This is a genomic window from Paraburkholderia sp. A1BS-2L (assembly GCF_051125205.1).
Lineage (GTDB): Bacteria > Pseudomonadota > Gammaproteobacteria > Burkholderiales > Burkholderiaceae > Paraburkholderia.
Genome location: NZ_CP120429.1, coordinates 983,040 through 995,901, shown reverse-complemented (window position 1 = coordinate 995,901; position 12,862 = coordinate 983,040). Strand labels below are relative to the sequence as shown.

Annotated in this window: 12 protein-coding genes; 9 read left to right on the top strand and 3 right to left on the bottom strand. The window is 66.9% G+C overall.

Annotated elements, in window-relative coordinates; genetic code table 11:
• Nucleotides 1-26: 26 nt before the first annotated feature.
• Entirely contained in the window at nt 27-542 is a 516-nt protein-coding gene (locus P5W98_RS19260) for a DUF1993 domain-containing protein (RefSeq protein ID WP_421026466.1), read from the bottom strand.
• A gap of 380 nt (nt 543-922) precedes the next feature.
• On the opposite strand from P5W98_RS19260, the gene P5W98_RS19255 reads away from it, so the two are divergent.
• The 3 genes from P5W98_RS19255 to P5W98_RS19245 all read left to right on the top strand — a co-directional run bounded on the left by P5W98_RS19255 (nt 923) and on the right by P5W98_RS19245 (nt 3,752).
• Nucleotides 923-1,531 (top strand): hypothetical protein, encoded by a 609-nt coding sequence (locus P5W98_RS19255; RefSeq protein WP_421026467.1) that lies wholly within the window; start codon nt 923-925, stop codon nt 1,529-1,531.
• 290 nt (nt 1,532-1,821) lie between these two features.
• A complete protein-coding gene (locus tag P5W98_RS19250; RefSeq protein WP_421026468.1) occupies nt 1,822-2,106 on the top strand; it encodes an RNA-binding protein in 285 nt (94 codons plus the stop codon).
• Nucleotides 2,107-2,483: 377 nt separating this feature from the next.
• A complete protein-coding gene (locus P5W98_RS19245; protein WP_421026469.1) occupies nt 2,484-3,752 on the top strand; it encodes a L,D-transpeptidase in 1,269 nt (422 codons plus the stop codon).
• A gap of 45 nt (nt 3,753-3,797) precedes the next feature.
• Here the strand turns inward: P5W98_RS19245 and P5W98_RS19240 are convergent, their stop codons facing one another.
• Nucleotides 3,798-4,697, bottom strand: a complete 900-nt coding sequence (locus P5W98_RS19240; protein ID WP_421026470.1) for a DMT family transporter — start codon at nt 4,695-4,697, stop codon at nt 3,798-3,800.
• Nucleotides 4,698-4,829: 132 nt separating this feature from the next.
• Nucleotides 4,830-6,470 carry an ABC1 kinase family protein gene (locus tag P5W98_RS19235; RefSeq protein WP_421026471.1) on the bottom strand — a complete coding sequence of 547 codons (1,641 nt, stop codon included), beginning with the start codon at nt 6,468-6,470 and terminating at the stop codon, nt 4,830-4,832.
• Between the two features lie 227 nt (nt 6,471-6,697).
• Here P5W98_RS19235 and P5W98_RS19230 point away from each other — a divergent pair, with 227 nt between their 5' ends.
• The 6 genes from P5W98_RS19230 (at nt 6,698) to P5W98_RS19205 (ending at nt 12,797) form a co-directional block, all read left to right on the top strand.
• Nucleotides 6,698-7,453: a DeoR/GlpR family DNA-binding transcription regulator gene (locus tag P5W98_RS19230; RefSeq protein ID WP_421026472.1), complete on the top strand. Its 756-nt coding sequence runs from the start codon at nt 6,698-6,700 to the stop codon at nt 7,451-7,453.
• 444 nt (nt 7,454-7,897) lie between these two features.
• A complete protein-coding gene (gene phnS, locus P5W98_RS19225; protein ID WP_421026473.1) occupies nt 7,898-8,983 on the top strand; it encodes a 2-aminoethylphosphonate ABC transporter substrate-binding protein in 1,086 nt (361 codons plus the stop codon).
• Nucleotides 8,984-9,084: 101 nt separating this feature from the next.
• A complete protein-coding gene (gene phnT, locus P5W98_RS19220; protein ID WP_421026474.1) occupies nt 9,085-10,212 on the top strand; it encodes a 2-aminoethylphosphonate ABC transport system ATP-binding subunit PhnT in 1,128 nt (375 codons plus the stop codon).
• Nucleotides 10,190-11,113, top strand: coding sequence for a 2-aminoethylphosphonate ABC transporter permease subunit (locus P5W98_RS19215; protein WP_421026475.1), 924 nt, complete (start codon nt 10,190-10,192; stop codon nt 11,111-11,113). Before phnT ends, P5W98_RS19215 begins: the two co-directional genes overlap by 23 nt.
• Complete coding sequence (gene phnV, locus P5W98_RS19210; RefSeq protein WP_421026476.1) at nt 11,103-11,993, top strand: 2-aminoethylphosphonate ABC transport system, membrane component PhnV; 891 nt, start codon at nt 11,103-11,105, stop codon at nt 11,991-11,993. Before P5W98_RS19215 ends, phnV begins: the two co-directional genes overlap by 11 nt.
• A 117-nt stretch (nt 11,994-12,110) precedes the next feature.
• Nucleotides 12,111-12,797 carry a GntR family transcriptional regulator gene (locus P5W98_RS19205; RefSeq protein WP_421042735.1) on the top strand — a complete coding sequence of 229 codons (687 nt, stop codon included), beginning with the start codon at nt 12,111-12,113 and terminating at the stop codon, nt 12,795-12,797.
• Nucleotides 12,798-12,862 lie beyond the last annotated feature (65 nt).

The following is a 12,862-nucleotide window of genomic DNA, read 5'->3' as shown; positions in this document are numbered from 1 at the left end:
GCGCGAAAGCCGCGCGCCCGTGTGCCTCAGGCGTTCGGCTTGTTGCCCAGATAGTCGAGCTTGCCAAGTTCGACGCCGTTGTGACGCAGGATGTCGTACGCCGTCGTGACATGGAAATAGAAGTTGGGCAGCACGAACGCCAGCAGGTAGTTCTGGCCCGTGAACTCGATCGGACCCGAGCGCATCTTCAGCGTGATGGTCTTGCCCTCGGAACCATCGATTTGCTCGGGCTTGAACGTGTTCAGGTAGTCGATCGTCTTCTGAATGCGCGCGTGCAGGTCGTCGAAGCTGACTTCCACGTCTTCGAATTTCGGTGCGTCTACGCCTGCGAGGCGCGCGGCGCAGCCCTTCGCTGTGTCCGTGGCAATGTGGATCTGGCGCGCGAGCGGCAGCATGTCGGGGAATAGCCGTGCGCCGGTCAGCACCGAGGGGTCGATCTGCTTTTCAGCTGCGTGCGCCTGCGCCTTGCCGATGATGTTCTGCAGGTTGGCGAGGCCGCGCACGAGCACGGGCACCGAGGCGTGATACATGGTGATGGACATGGGAATTCCTCGTTTCCTTGAATGTGCACGCCGGACTCCGGGGCGGAGATGGGCGGGCGGATCATTATGCGCCATCGGATTTGCCGCTGCCATTGCCTGAACGGCCGATCTTGCGGTGGCGCGCGAGTTCCGGCGCTTGCCCGTCGAATTGATCTGCATGACGAAGTAAAAATTCCGTTATGGATCGCGTAGTTCGCGCATGGCTTGTTCATGGTCTGGTGCGCTTGTCTGGCGGCGCTCAGGTAGTGGCGAATGCCGGGTGCTGTCTGCCGGGCGTGGCCTGATGCTGCATATTCACCACGTGAAATTTGGATGTGTTTTAATTGTCCGGCATTGACCATCCATTTCGCGTCGTACGGCAGCGTACGATGCGCCTATCCATGAACGCAGAATTGGCAGAAAAACGTCGCGCCGGGCGTCGCATGGCAGAGGGCAGGGCATACCGGAGGGGCTTGTGCGGCTGGCGCTCGCTCGGTTGCACGCTGCATGGCGTGCTGCTGGCGCTTGCCGTCGGCGGCGTGGCGCGCGGTGCGCCCGCCATGGCGCAGGAGGCGCAGCTTTTCGATGCGCGCGTTACCCAGGAGTCGGTGGCGGAGACGATTTGCCGGCCCGGGTATGCCGATACCGTGGCGCCCCCGTTCGACGAGACGATGGCGCAAAAGGGCCGTCTGCTCGCGGCACGCGGGATCGATTCCGATGAGGGTGTCGCTTACGCGCTCGACCGGCGCGTGCCAATCCTGCTCGGCGGTTCGCCGGATGCGGCCGCGAACTTCGACTTGCTGCCGTGGGGCGGCCATGCCGGCGAACGGCGCAAGTCGCTCCTTACGGTGCGGCTCAAGCGTTGCGTCTGCGCCGGGAGGATATCGCTCGCCCAGGCGCAGGCGGCCATCTCCGGCAACTGGGCGCACCGGTACGATCAACTCACGCGCATGCAATGTGGCACGGATATGGGCGATACCACTTCAGCGAGCAGCGACGAAGGTCAATAGCTCGCGCGCGGTCGTGGCCATTGCCGGCACGTTGATTGCGCACGCTCCAGAATCGACGGTGCTGAACGGCGAGTATTTGACAATATGACGCAGCGCGCTGGCTGGAGATTAGGCATATCCTGACTATCATCAATAAAAGTGGAGTGAGCGAAATGCTACCGTCGACTCTTTTCCTGCTTGTAACCGTGATCCTGCTCGGACAGGCGGTTGGAGCCCGCGCAAAGGCGCGCGCGAGTCTTCAGCCCGTGCGGGTGCGAGCCGACCGAGCGCGCCGCCAACGGTAGTTCGACATGCACCTGACCGTCTGGAACGTCCCCGAAACCTGTAGCGAAGAAGAAGTGCGCGACTTCGTCAAACGTGAGCTCGGGCATTACGCCAAGGGTGTCACGGTGTACGACGTGGGCACGTCGAACGCACACGCAGACATCGAACTCGATTCCGATGTGCCCTACGTGGGCGAAGCAGTTGCGCGCGAGTTGCAGAGCCGGCGCCTTGCCGGTGTCGCGCTGCGCGTGAGTGCCGCGCCGTTCGACGGCGAGGCGCAGCAGGATGCACGGCCAGCGTCCGTGCGCTGATTCTCAGAGATGGCCTCGACGATCGTGCCCTTCTCGTATCGGCGCGATGGCTTTTCCCGCCTGGTTTGCTTCTTCGCCGTGTTTTCGTCGGCGAATTGAGCTTCCTGTCCGGTCGCAACGGCCGCCAACTGCGCGAGCCGGCTGACCGTTTTCATATCCATCCCATCGCCGCCCATGCATTGTCGTGCGCAGACCGCTTGCGTGCAGCGTGCCTCGCGTGCCTGTCGCCTTGTGCTGCGATTTGCGCGTTTTGTCTGGTTTAATGGCGGGTGGTCCTGCCGGGACACTGGCACGGTGTGCGCGTCATGGCGTGCACGCGCACCGGTCGGCGTCGTGGCAATCTATTCCAGACAAAACAGAAATTAGCCGGATTCACAATGAACGAAGACTTTTCGCGCTGCGCTCTTGCGCGCGTGAACGGTGGTGTCCGGGGCGACACCACGAACGCCCATTCCAGGGGGGCGTTGCGTGCGCCATGGCGGATTCGCCGCGTGCTGGGCGCAGCTTTCTGCGCGTGGTGGGCTGCCAGCGCCTGGGCTGCGGGTGTCGCCGGGGCTGCGTCGGGCCCGCATGCGACGTCGGGGGCCGTGCAAGCGGCTCGGGCAGCGTCCCATCCGGCGGCGGCATCGGCTGGTGGGGCGGCATCGGCGCCTGTGCGGGCATCGTCCGCGCAGGGCGTAGCCGCGACATCGGCGGCGGCTTCGTCAGCGGGGCCGGCTTCATCGGCGTCGAGCGCAGCGGCGGCTTCGCCGGCTGCATCAGCGGCTTCAGCGGCATCGGCATCGTCCGCCGCGGCGCCGGCGCAGCCCGCGTCCGTGCCTGCGCCGCTCGTCTTGCCCGAGCACCCGGATCTCACGCCCGAGCAGGCCGCCGAGGAAACGCACCGTGCGCTGGCCATGCGCCAGACCTTCGCGAGCAGCGTGAAGCGCCGTCTGCGCGTGCCGCCCGCCGATCAGCGCGCTTACGGTCAACGCCTGCAGGCCGCGCTCGACGAAAAGAATCTCGGTGCGCTGGCGGGCGAGTTCGTCATCCTCGTGGATCGCGCCGCGACCGTCCAGGCGCTCTTTATCTACTTCCGCGCGATGCCGCACGAGCCGTGGCAGATGATCGGCGCTTCGCCGGTCGCGACGGGCCGGCCCGGCGAGTTCGATCACTTCCTCACGCCGCTCGGCGTGTTCGAGCACACGCCCTCGAACATGGACTTTCGCGCGGAGGGCACGATGAACGAGAACGGCATTCGCGGCTACGGCGCGCGCGACATGCGCATCTACGATCTCGGCTGGGTCGACGGCGAGCGCGGCTGGGGCAAGGGCGGTTTCTCGCCGATGCGTTTCCAGATGCACGCCACCGACCCCGACCGTCTCGAGCCGCTGCTCGGCATCCGCCATTCGAAGGGCTGTGTGCGCATTCCCGCGTCGTTGAACGCTTTCATCGATCACTACGGAATCGTCGATGCCGAGTATCAGGCGCTCGTCGATTCGGGCAAGTCGCTGTGGGTCCTGCACCCCGGCCGCGAGGTCACGCCGTGGGCGGGGCGCTTCATCGTCGTAATCGATTCGCAGCGCAAGACGCGGCCCGCGTGGGCGCCGGCGCCGGGCAGCAAGGCGCGTGCGAACATGCCCAAGGGCGGCGACACGGCCGATTGATGGCAGATTGACGGCCGGTCGATGGCCGGTCGATGGCGGATCACGTCACCCGCGCCGCGCGAGCACCACGCCTGCGAGCGCCACGCCGAAGCCCGCCATCTGCACCGGCGCGAGCGTTTCGCCGAACAGCAGCCAGCTTTCGAGCGCGGCGAGCGGCGGCGCGAGAAAGAGCAGCGCCGTGGCGCGGGCCGCATCGCCGTGGCGCACCATCCAGACAAGCAACGTCACGCCCACGCCGGAGAGCATCGCGATGCCCCATGCAAGCGAGATCCAGAGTGTCGTCGAGGCAATCCAGCGATGCTCGCCCAGCGCGAGCGCCAGCAGCGCTGCAACCACCGTCGCGCCCGCATTCTGGACCGCGCTCGCGCTGCGGATGTCGGCCTTGGCCAGCGAGGTCTTTTGATAAAGCGTGCCTGCGGTGATCGCCCCGACCGCGAGCACCGCGACGAGCACGACCAGGAGCGGGCTCGCATGCGTGCCCGAGGCATCGGCCGCCGCTGCAGCCGGGACGCCCGCAGCGGCGGCGCGCAGTTTCGGCATCAGCACGAGCACCACGCCCGCGAGCCCGAGCGACAAGCCTTGCCAGCGCCGCATCGTGAGCCGCTCGCCGAACAGCGGCGCGGCAAGTGCGGAGGTCAGCAGCGGCTGCAACGCACCGAGTAGCGCCATCACGCCCGCGCTCAGGCCCTGCGCAACGGCCCAGTAGCTCGCCCCCAAATACACGCCTTGCAGCAGCGCGCCCGCGAAGAGGTGCTTGCCGAACTCGCGCCCGCGCGGCCATGGCGCGCGCAGCGCGAGCGCGACGCAGGCGAACAGCAGCGCGGTCCCGCCGAAGCGCGCGAGCAGGAACAGGTTGGGATCGGCATACGGGGCGATCGCGCGGGCGACCACGAAGCCCGTCGACCACAAGACGACGAAGAGGGCGGGAGCGAGCGAGTCAAGCATCGGTTCTGGTAAAGGTGGCGCGGCGCCCATACGGGAGTTTGTCGCGAACGAACGGCGAACGAACCATGGCCATCGCGCGGGCAACGTGCGGAAGACCGGGAGTATCGCCGGGGCGAACCGTGCCGGTCTTGTTCAGGACTGCACTGAGGCGGGGTAGGAAGGTCCGGGATGCGGCGCGCTCTCGCGGCTCGCCTGGCTGACGGGCGGCGTGGCGAAGAGCGTCGCGGCCACGCCGATCAGCGCGGCGGTCAAGGCGCAGGCGATCAGCAGTGCGCGCGTGCGGCGGTGCTCGCGGCGCAGCGCCGCGAGCACCGCGGCTTGGGCTTGCGCCGCGTTCGGGCCGTGCTCCGTGTGCGTGTGATGCTGCATAAAGTGGTAGATGAGTTGCGGCACGCGCGGCGCGATCTGCGCGAGATGCGGCAACTCCTGGGACAGCCGCTTGATCCACCCTTGCGCGCCGAGATCGCGCTTCGCGATATCCCTGAGCGTCGCGCTTGTAATGCCCCAGGCGTCCACGCCCGGATGAATCGTGCGTGCGAGCGTCTCGGCGTTGCCGAATGCGCGCTGCGCTGCGGCGAGCCGCGGCGACACCTCGCCGCCGAACGGCTGCACCGAGTGCAGCAGATGATGAAACAGCGCCCCCGCACTGCGTGTGCTGGCATCGCTGGCGAAATGCGCTTCGCTGCGCGTGCGCAACTCGGCTTCGATCTGCTCGGCGCGCGCGTGCCCGGGCACGTGGCCCGCAACGTGATGCAGCGCGGCGAGGCGCGCGTAGTCCTGTTCGAACAGCGCCGTTGCGCCGTGCACGAAGAATTCGCGCTCCGGCGAAGACAGGCTCGTCATCAGCGCCGCGCTCGCGAACACGAGGCGGCCGCGCGTTTGCGGCTCGATGCTCACGGCCACGCGCCGCGCGTCGATGGCCGTGTGGAAGAAGCCGTGCTCGAATGCCTGCTGCGTGACGACTTCGATCAGATGCGCAGCCACGCGCGTCACGTTGATGTGATGCTCCGCGAGGCCGGCGAGGTCGGTCACGAGCACGGTGTCGAGGTGCTCGACCGTGAGCGTCTGTGCGGTGCAGCAGTCCCAGATCACGTCGGGCACGAGGACGCGCGTGTCGTTGGCGAGATGGTGTCCGGTCTGGCTCAGATTCGCGGCCTGCGCGCGCAGATCGAACCGGCGTTGCAGGTCCTCGCGCAGCGTTTGCGCGAGCGCGCGCAGGCCGAGCTTGCGCGCCGCGCCCGAGAAGCGCTCGAGCCAGCGCGCGACGGCGCACAGCAGCGCGGCATCGTCGTCGACTTCCTGTGCCTGTTTCGCGCGCAGTACGCGCACCGTCACCATCTGATGGCCATTTACCGGCAGCGCGAGGCGCGCGACGTGGGTTTGCTCGCACCAGCCGTTATGACAGGGCGCGGGATCGATCCACGAAAAGATCGTTTGCGGCGGCTTGCCGAACGCGGCGTGCAGGGCGGCATCGAGTTGCGGCGGCGAGAGCGGCGCTTCGAAGTGATCGATGGCGTCGATGGCGTCGTGCAGCGTGGCCGCGGTGAGTTCGGGCCTGGTGACGAGCGTCTGCGCGAAGGCGCCCGCGAGCGGCGCGAGGCGCGGCAGGGCGCTCGACAGATGCGTGGCGAGGCGTTCGTCATCGCGCATGCGCGCGGCGAGCGAGACGATCCAGTGCAGCTTGTGATGCTCGGGCGCTGCGAGCCAGATCAGCCGGATGCCGTAGCGCAGCGCGCAGAACAGAAGACGCAGTTGGCGAAGTTGTGAGCGCATGGGGAGCGGCCGTCGACGGAACGACAAATCGACAAAACGGAAAGCCGCCCAGTTCCCGGACGGCCGACATCAGATTAACAGGGATGACCGCGCGCTGGCAGCCGTTTCGATTCGCTTCGGCGCGGTGTGCGCGACCGGAGCGCTCCGTCACGGCACGCGCAATCCGGCACGCGTAATACAATACGGCGGCTCTTTCGATAACACGCCGCGCAATCGCGCTCACCGAGATGCTCGCAGAACAACGCCATCAGTACATCCTTTCGCAAGTGACCCGGACCGGCGCGCTTTCCGTGGCAGATCTCGTGCGCGAACTGCGGGTCTCGCGCGAGACGATCCGGCGCGACCTCAACACGCTCGCGGGGCGCGGGCTGCTCGTGACGACTCACGGCGGCGCGCTGTCCAGCGACCGTAGCGAGCCGGACCTCGACGTGCGCGAGGCCGCCAACGCGAACGCCAAGCGCGCCATCGGCGAGCGCGCCGCAGAGTTCGTGCCCGACGGCGCCTCCATCATCATCGATTCGGGCAGCACGACGCACGCGCTCGCGCGCGCGCTCATCGACCGCCATCGCCTCACGGTCTACACCAACGACTGGCGCATCGCGCTGCTGCTCGGCCGGCGCAACGAGAATCGCGTGACGATGCTGGGCGGTGAGCTGTCCGATCAGGAAGAGGCCACCTTTGGCCTCGATACGGTGCAGCAACTCGCGCAATATCACGTCGATTATGCGTTCGTGGGTGCGGGCGGCATCACCGCCGACGGCTGGCTCACCGACTACACGCGCATGGTCGCCGAGGTGCGCAGCCACATGCTCACGGCCGCGACCTGCGCGATCGTCGTGGCCGACAACTCGAAGTTCGGTCGCGTCACGCCGGTGCGCATCAACGGCTTCGAGCGCGCTCGTTATGTGATTACCGAACTCGCACCCGAAAAGAGCATTGCCCGCGCCATCGCCGCGCGGGGGCCCGAGCTCCTCGTCGCCTGATTTTCTTCGCCCGGGTTTCCCGCCGCTATGGCGCGCGCCCGCGCGGCGCGGCCTGCTCTATTTCCCTCGTTCCCCGCCTCCCGGGCGGATCCGCCGATCTGCGCTTGTGCACTGCCGCGAGCGTTTCTGCGGCCAATGTCGTATGCTGATTTTTGGCGAATTGTGGAATTTTTTGACATTTGCCACAATCGTCATGGCCTTGTCACGAAAACCTGTGATTCTTGCCGGGCCCGTTCAGACGGGGCCGGCGCGCTTGACGAGGCAACTCCTGGTGTGCAGTGGGTCCGGTGACTTGCGGGTGGCAATGACAAATTGCAGACGATCTACAATTTGTTTGCCGCACCGGACGGGTACGAAAGGCGGCGCAGTCCGTCGACGTTCGACATTCGACTAAACACGCATCGGGTATCCCCGAGCATAGGTTTTTTGCCTTCGGAGAGCGACATGAACCACAGGAATTCCACTCGCGCGGGTTTCGCACGCAAGCTGTTGCCCATGATGGCCGCCGCCGCGCTGCTGCAAGGTGCGGCCCTGAGCGCCCACGCCGCTGGCTCGGTTGTGCTGTACACGGCTGACGGCCTCGAAAATCTCTACAAGGACGTGCTGCCCGCCTTCGAGAAGAAGGAAGGCGTGAAGGTCAATATCGTGACCGCGGGCAGCGGCGAAGTCGTGAATCGCGCCAACGTCGAAAAAGACGCGCCCAAGGCCGACGTTCTCATCACGCTGCCGCCGTTCATCCAGCAGGCGCAGCAAAGCGGCCTGCTGCAGCCGTACCAGAGCGTGAACTATAAGAACGTGCCGGCGATTGCGAAGTCCGCAGACGGCTCGTGGGCGACCTTCGTGAACAACTACTTCTCGTTCGCGATCAACCCCGAAGTCGTGAAGAACCAGCCGAAGACTTTCGCCGACCTGCTGCATCCGGACTACTCGGGCAAGGTGGCGTACTCGAACCCGGCCACGGCCGGCGACGGCATGGCCGTGATCATCCTCACGACCTCGCTGATGGGTGAAGACAAGGCGTTCGAGTATCTGAAGAAGCTCGAGCAAAGCGCCAAGTTCCACACCAAGGGCACGGGCTACCTCGACGTGCTGCTCTCGCGCAACGAGATCGCAGTGGCCAACGGCGACCTGCAGATGGATCTCGACGATGCGGCCAACGGCGGTCTGTCGCTCAAGCCGATCTTCCTCGCTGCCGAAGCAGGCGGCCATCCCACCACGTTCCAGCTGCCGTACGCCATCGGCCTGATCAAGAACGGTCCGAACCAGGCGGCGGGCAAGAAGCTGATCGACTACCTGATGTCGACGGAAGTGCAGTCGAAGGTGCCGGACATCTTCGGCATTCCGGGCCGCACGGACGTGGCGCTCTCGGGCAAGAACGGCGCGGCGGTCAAGCAGGCGATCGAAGGCGTGAAGCTGATTCCGGTCGACTGGAACCAGGTGATGGAGAAGAAGGCCGGCTGGACCGCACGCTGGAAGAACGAAGTGATCGGCTCGTCGGGCAAGCAGATCGAAGTCGTGAAGCCGAAATAAGTGGTTGCAGCAGGCAACTGAGCACTACCTGAGTACGGTGTATGGGATGAGATCCGGCGCTGGAGCGAAGCGCCGGGTCTCATCGAGAGGAGATGAACCCGGTGAATACCGCAAGCCTTGCGCCGGCCCAGATGGCCCGCGCACTGCCGGATGTGTCCGGCTTGACCGATGTCGCTGATGCCGCCGATACGGGCCGGCTGGGTGGCGCCGCGGGCGTGCAGATCGAGCGCCTGAGCGTGCGCTTCGGCACGCGCACGGTGCTCGACGACCTGTCGCTCACCATCCGCCGTGGCGAATTGCTGACCGTGCTGGGCCGCAGCGGTTGCGGCAAGACCACCTTGCTGCGTTTCATCGCCGGGTTTATCGAAGCCGACGCGCTGGCGGGCTCGCTCACCGTCGCGGGACGCGACCTGACTCACGTGCCGCCGCATCAGCGCAACCTGGGGCTGCTGTTTCAGAGCTATGCGCTGTTTCCGCATCTCTCGGTGTTCGAGAATGTCGCGTTCGGGCTCAAGGCACGCCGCGTGCCGGCGCGCGACATCGCGCGGCGCGTGGCGGATGCGCTCAAGCTCGTGCAGCTCGGCGACGCGGGCCACGTGATGCCCGCGCAGCTCTCGGGCGGTATGCAGCAGCGCGTGGCGCTGGCGCGCGCGCTCGTAATCGAGCCGGACGTGCTGCTGCTCGATGAGCCGCTTTCGGCGCTCGACGCCAATCTGCGCGCGTCGGTGCGCTCCGAACTCAAGGCGCTGCACGAGCGCCTGCCCGATCTCACGATTGTTTGCGTGACGCACGATCAGGACGACGCGCTGGTGCTTTCCGATCGCACGCTCCTGATGCGCGACGGCCACATCGCGCAGCTCGGCACGCCGCAGCAACTCTACGACACGCCCAACGATGCCTACGTCGCGCGCTATCTCGGCGCGGCGAACCTGTTGCCGCCGAGCGTGGCGTTTCCGGTGGGCGACGCGCGTTACGGCGTGCGCGACAAGCTCGCGTGCCTGCGCCCCGAAAGCCTGCGCATCGTGCCGCTCGGCGAAGGCGGCCTGCACGGCACGATCGAATCCGTCGAATGGTATGGCTCGGTGCTTTCAGTACCGGTGCTGCTCGACGCGATGCCGAACGAACCGGTGCTCGTCACCATGCAGCGCGGCCACGGCATGACGCCGGAAAAAGGCATGCGCGTCTCCCTGCATTACGAGGCTGACGATGTCGTCCTTATCAACCCCTGATTCTGCTTTCCCGGGCGCGCCGCTTCCCGGCGCCGAAGCGCATGCGGCCGTCCAGCGCCGCCGCGAGCGGCGCGCGCAATGGCACATCGCTTTCTTGCTCGTGTTCGTGCTGGGGCCGCTCGTGGTCTATCCGCTCGTGCGGCTCGTGCTGCTCAGCTTGACCGGCGCCCACGGCCTGAGCTTGCACGCCTATGCGGCGTTCTTCGGCAATCCCGATTCGCGCGGCGTGATTGGCACGACGCTGTGGATTCTGTTCCTCAGTGCGGGCATCGCCTCGTTGCTGGGTGTGGCGATCGCCGCAATCCTGTTCTTCAAGCCGTTTCCGGGCGCTCGCCTCGTCACGCGCTTTCTCGAACTGTTCGTGGCGTTTCCGTCGTTTCTCGTCGCCTTCACGCTGATCTTTCTTTATGGCTCGCAAGGCTCGGTGAGCATCGGCCTGCAGCGGCTCTTCCATCTGCAGGCGCCGCCGCTCGATTTTCTGTTCGGCATCGGCGGCGTGGTGCTCGCGGAAGTGGTGTTCTATGCGCCCTTCGTGGTGCGCCCGACGCTCGCCGCGTTCGCGCTGCTCGACATGCGCCTGATCGAGGCCGCGCGCAGCCTGGGCGCGAACAACCGCATGGTCGCCGCGCGCGTGATTCTGCCGCTCGCGTGGCCGGGCATCGCCGCGGGCACGATCCTGTGCTTTCTGCTGACGTTCAACGAGTTCGGCATTCTGCTCGTGCTCGGCAGCGCGCATCTGGTCACGCTGCCGGTGGCAATCTATAGCTCGGCGACCGTCGATCTCGATCTGCCGACCGCCGCTGCGGGCGCGGTCGTCATGCTGGCGATGTCGCTTTCTTTGTATGCGCTGTATCGGCGCGTGAATCGCCGCAGCCATGGGGGCGCGCGCAATGGCAAATAATCCGGCAACCAATCCGGTTGCGGCGTCGTCGGATCACATCGCGCTGCCGCCCAAGCATCTGCGGGCGCGGCCTGTCGAGCGCAGCGCGTTCGCGCGCATCGGCAGCGGCGTGCTGCTCGCGCTCGCGGCGCTGCTGTGTTTCTGGCTGTTCGTTCTGCCGGTGATCGTGGTCGCGCTCTCGAGCGTGGCCTCGCATTGGTCGGGCACGATCCTTCCCGACGGCTTCAGTACGCGCTGGTTCGAGCGCCTCGGCTCGAGCGACTTCGACGCGGTCGTCACGAGCCTCGAAATCGGCTTCGGCGTGGCGGTGCTCGGAACGGCGCTGGGGCTGTGGCTTGCGCTGGCGCTCGAAGGGCGCGACCGGCGCGGCCTCGGCGCCATCGCCGACGCGCTCGCGATGGTTCCCAACGGCGTGCCGAGCGTCGTGCTCGGTCTCGCGGTGCTGATCGCCTATCACAAGGCGCCCGTCGATCTGTCGAGTTCGGCGGCGATCGTCGTGTTCGTGCAGCTCGCGCTGGTGTTGCCGTTTTGCTATCGCTGCGCGGCGGCGGGGCTGCGTCCAGAGTTGAGAGTGCTGCGCGAAGCGGCCGCGAGCCTCGGCGCGCCGCCCTCGATGGTGCTGCGCCGCGTGGTGCTGCCGCAGCTGGTGCCGGCTATCCGCGCGAGTCTCGCGCTGGGCTTCGCAATCTCGCTCGGCGAACTTGGCGCGACGCTCACGGTTTATCCGCCGGGATTCGCGACGGTGCCGATTGTCGTGGTCGGTGCGGTCGAGCGCGGGTACTACCTGCCGGCGTCGGCGCTCTCGCTGATCCTGCTGATCGTGTCGCTGGCGGCGCTGTCGCTGATTGCGGCGCGTGCGCCGCGTCGCCGTGCGGATTGAAACCATGGCCAGCACGCGGGCTGACACGCAGCGCCGCCTCGCGGGATGGTCCAGCGGCGATGCCGACGCGGCAGACGGCACGCGGGCCGCGACCTGAAAGGAGTGCGCGTGGCAACGTTGACGCGCGATGTCGATCTACGAAGCGCCGCGCATTGTGATGCGGCGGCGCCGCTCGCGCTGGTGCGCGAGCGCTCGCTGACCGACCTGGTGCGCGACGAGATCGAGCGCTGCATCGCGGACGGACGGCTGGTGCCTGGCGCGAAGCTTGTCGAGTCCGAATGGGCAGCTCGATTGCAGGTGTCGCGCGGACCGGTGCGCGAAGCGTTTCGGGTCCTCGAGCAGGCAGGGCTCGTGCGCAACGAGAAACATCGCGGCGCGTACGTGCGCAGCGTGTCGAAAACCGAGGCGGGCGAGCTTGCTTTGCTGTGCTCGGCGCTTGAGGAGGCGGCTTGCCGGATGCTCGCGGCGCGTATCGACGCGGCGCAGGTCGCCGCGCTGCGCGACCGGCTCGATGCCATGCGCGGCGCGCTCGCCGACGACGCTGCGTTTGCGCGCGCGCGCGAGGCGTTTCGCGACGCGCTCGTCGAAGCGGCCGGCAACGGCAAGCTGTTCGAAGCGCATCGGCGCGCCGTGAACGAATGGCGGCTGGCACCGCGCTTGCCGCAAACCGACGCGATGCGGCAGGCGACCTATGCGCGGCTCCGGGCGGTCTTGAATGCGCTAGCGTCGCGCGATGCCAATGAAGCCGCCGCCCGGATGCGCGCGCAGCAAACGCCGGGCGAACTGGATGGCGGCGACGCCTGATGAGCGACAGGAGTCGTGACGGGGAGTAGCGACGCTTCGGAGCAAAGCGAATACAGGGGGTAGCA

What these genes read in the sequence shown, in the direction of transcription:
- P5W98_RS19215 (WP_421026475.1), top strand. Translation starts at nt 10,190, where the DNA reads ATGTCGTCCTTATCAACCCCTGATTCTGCTTTCCCGGGCGCGCCGCTT.
- P5W98_RS19230 (WP_421026472.1), top strand. Translation starts at nt 6,698, where the DNA reads ATGCTCGCAGAACAACGCCATCAGTACATCCTTTCGCAAGTGACCCGG.
- phnV (WP_421026476.1), top strand. Translation starts at nt 11,103, where the DNA reads ATGGCAAATAATCCGGCAACCAATCCGGTTGCGGCGTCGTCGGATCAC.
- P5W98_RS19260 (WP_421026466.1), bottom strand. Translation starts at nt 542, where the DNA reads ATGTCCATCACCATGTATCACGCCTCGGTGCCCGTGCTCGTGCGCGGC.
- phnS (WP_421026473.1), top strand. Translation starts at nt 7,898, where the DNA reads ATGAACCACAGGAATTCCACTCGCGCGGGTTTCGCACGCAAGCTGTTG.
- P5W98_RS19240 (WP_421026470.1), bottom strand. Translation starts at nt 4,697, where the DNA reads ATGCTTGACTCGCTCGCTCCCGCCCTCTTCGTCGTCTTGTGGTCGACG.
- P5W98_RS19235 (WP_421026471.1), bottom strand. Translation starts at nt 6,470, where the DNA reads ATGCGCTCACAACTTCGCCAACTGCGTCTTCTGTTCTGCGCGCTGCGC.
- P5W98_RS19255 (WP_421026467.1), top strand. Translation starts at nt 923, where the DNA reads ATGAACGCAGAATTGGCAGAAAAACGTCGCGCCGGGCGTCGCATGGCA.
- P5W98_RS19250 (WP_421026468.1), top strand. Translation starts at nt 1,822, where the DNA reads ATGCACCTGACCGTCTGGAACGTCCCCGAAACCTGTAGCGAAGAAGAA.
- P5W98_RS19245 (WP_421026469.1), top strand. Translation starts at nt 2,484, where the DNA reads ATGAACGAAGACTTTTCGCGCTGCGCTCTTGCGCGCGTGAACGGTGGT.